This window comes from Chryseobacterium luquanense (assembly GCF_026460945.1).
In the GTDB taxonomy this organism is placed as follows: Bacteria; Bacteroidota; Bacteroidia; order Flavobacteriales; family Weeksellaceae; genus Chryseobacterium; species Chryseobacterium luquanense.
Window position 1 is genome coordinate 1 of record NZ_JAOVZV010000006.1, and the last position, 2,144, is coordinate 2,144.

The window sequence follows — 2,144 nt, forward strand, 5'->3', positions numbered from 1 at the left end:
GCCTTGGTCATCAAGAAATTTATAATTATTAACATGAGTATGTATATGTTATACTATCTTGCAGAATAAGTTAAATCTTTTACTATTTCATCTACATAAAAACTACGTTCATTGTTGTCAAAACGATTCCCTTTTTTCTTTTTATAATCCCTAATGTCATTCTTTGGAACTGGAGACTTCCAATCAACAATAACTTTTGCTTTATTTCTCTTATTGTGAGGGTTAACAAGAATGAATTCTGTTTGTAAGACAGTAGTTTTTGACTCATTATATATGTTTTTTATTCTTGTAATTTTCATAGGTCTTCCCCAACAAACAAAATCAGAAAAAGGTTTATTTATTAAATATTTTTTATAATCTTCAAGATATGTATTGAGATGAATAAATGGGTCATCATCTTCTATTAATTTTGCTGAACGATGTGTAACATAAAAATCTCCAGTATAATTAAATTCTATATTCCTGATTCTAAACTTCCTGTACATATCCTCAACATCTCTCAAGGTACATAGCTCATTCAAATTAGGTATCTTTTCTTCCTTATAAGAGGTTGAGTTTTGCCATACAATATTAATTTTAAAGCTACTTTTGAATGCTGCTTTTATGTCAACAAAGTAAAATTGTGTGTCATAATTACATCCTCTTATTTGTGTATATAAGCTTTGAGGTTGTAGTTCAGTCATATCGTCTACCAACTTAGAAAATGGCTGATTGATATATTGAGCTTTATTCATCTCAAATTGTTTTAAATACTCTAGAGTATCTAATTGGGCTGATATTTTTAGAGTTATCAGTAAAAACGTACAAAAAAATATTTTATATAGTGTTTTCATTAATATTTTAATCAGAAATTAGTTTCTTATAACTAATTTTAATATTATTTATACACCTTTATGTCTTTTATTATTTTACTGCCATAATAATTTCTCTCATCATTGGTAAAGAAAAAATCATTTTTATTATCATAGTATTCTGTTTCTGATGATTGTAATGGAGTTTGCCAGCTAATAGTTAAATTAACATTACTTGAAAATGACTCATCCATTTCACAAAACATAAATCTTGTAAAATATATTAAATATCTGTTTTTGTGACTATCTATAGACCATACAGACATTGGCTGCATTTGTGTCATATCGTTTAATAATTTAGAGAATGGCTGATTAATATATTGAGCTTTATTGATTTCAAATTGCTTTATATAGTTTAAAGTATCTATTTGAGCTGATAATTTGAAACTTATGAATAATAAAGTACAAAAAAATATTTTATATAATGTTTTCATTTTATTTTTTTTAAAGGTTACAATTTTCTGTTCTATTATAAATTTTCTTTTTGGGATTGCTCGGATCTGGGAGCTCTTCTACAAATATAGCTTTAAAGTCTCCGTTAGCATCTCTTTTACTTAAACCTACTCCTGAATTATATTTTTTCAAGATATATGCCGTTGCTAATTCAAAACCTTCATTTTTTGATTTACTTTGTTTTCTAAAGTAACTTTTTAAATACTCAAAATCGTCGCCAATAACATTTCCATATTTCCAAATTCCATGTTCAGGATCTGTATATTCAGCTTCAGGATAAGTTTCAGCAAATTTTTTAAATTTATAAGAATCAACAATACTAAAAACATAATCATTACCATCACAACTAATAGTGTAATATAATGTAAATTCACTATTAATCTTGTTAGCTTTCATAAAAGAATAAATATCTGTGGCAGAAGGAGGAGCTGCACCTCCAGGACTATGGGTGTGTGCACCTGCATTTACTTTAAAATTAGGACTTTGCGCTACAATATTTGTTTGTGTGCCGGAAAAATCTTCAAAAACATTCGTAACCTGCTCATTGCCATTATTATCTACTCCTAAAGAAAAAGACTTTTCGTTAGCATTGGTTGCAATCCCCGTTTTCACCTCAGCAAGTCTACCACTTGCTTTTGGTTTCAAAATAAATTCTTTAGCTTTTATATTATTTTGTGAAATTTTATCGCACGGATTCCCTTTTACAGGAGGAAAATTCGGCAAACTCGGTGCCCCAATCGGACATCCATTTTCATCGGTAAAACCGGGTTGAGGGTTCGTTGGGATTGTTGTTCTGGTGCATGGTGGGTTGTTTGGTGGTGGTGTAGTTCCTCCGGGCAT

At 29.2% G+C, this 2,144-nt stretch carries 3 protein-coding genes; all 3 read right to left on the reverse strand.

Going from position 1 to position 2,144, the window contains the following annotated elements; translation table 11 throughout:
• Positions 1-53: 53 nt before the first annotated feature.
• The gene (locus OEA66_RS07510; RefSeq protein ID WP_267280782.1) at positions 54-833 is read right to left on the reverse strand and encodes a hypothetical protein; all 780 of its coding nucleotides are present in this window, start codon (positions 831-833) and stop codon (positions 54-56) included.
• Between the two features lie 44 nt (positions 834-877).
• Positions 878-1,285 carry a hypothetical protein gene (locus OEA66_RS07515; protein ID WP_267280783.1) on the reverse strand — a complete coding sequence of 136 codons (408 nt, stop codon included), beginning with the start codon at positions 1,283-1,285 and terminating at the stop codon, positions 878-880.
• Positions 1,286-1,295: 10 nt separating this feature from the next.
• On the reverse strand, positions 1,296-2,144 hold an 849-nt coding region (locus OEA66_RS07520), incomplete at its 5' end, for a hypothetical protein (protein ID WP_267280784.1).

What these genes read in the sequence shown, in the direction of transcription:
- OEA66_RS07515 (WP_267280783.1), bottom strand. Translation starts at nt 1,285, where the DNA reads ATGAAAACATTATATAAAATATTTTTTTGTACTTTATTATTCATAAGT.
- OEA66_RS07510 (WP_267280782.1), bottom strand. Translation starts at nt 833, where the DNA reads ATGAAAACACTATATAAAATATTTTTTTGTACGTTTTTACTGATAACT.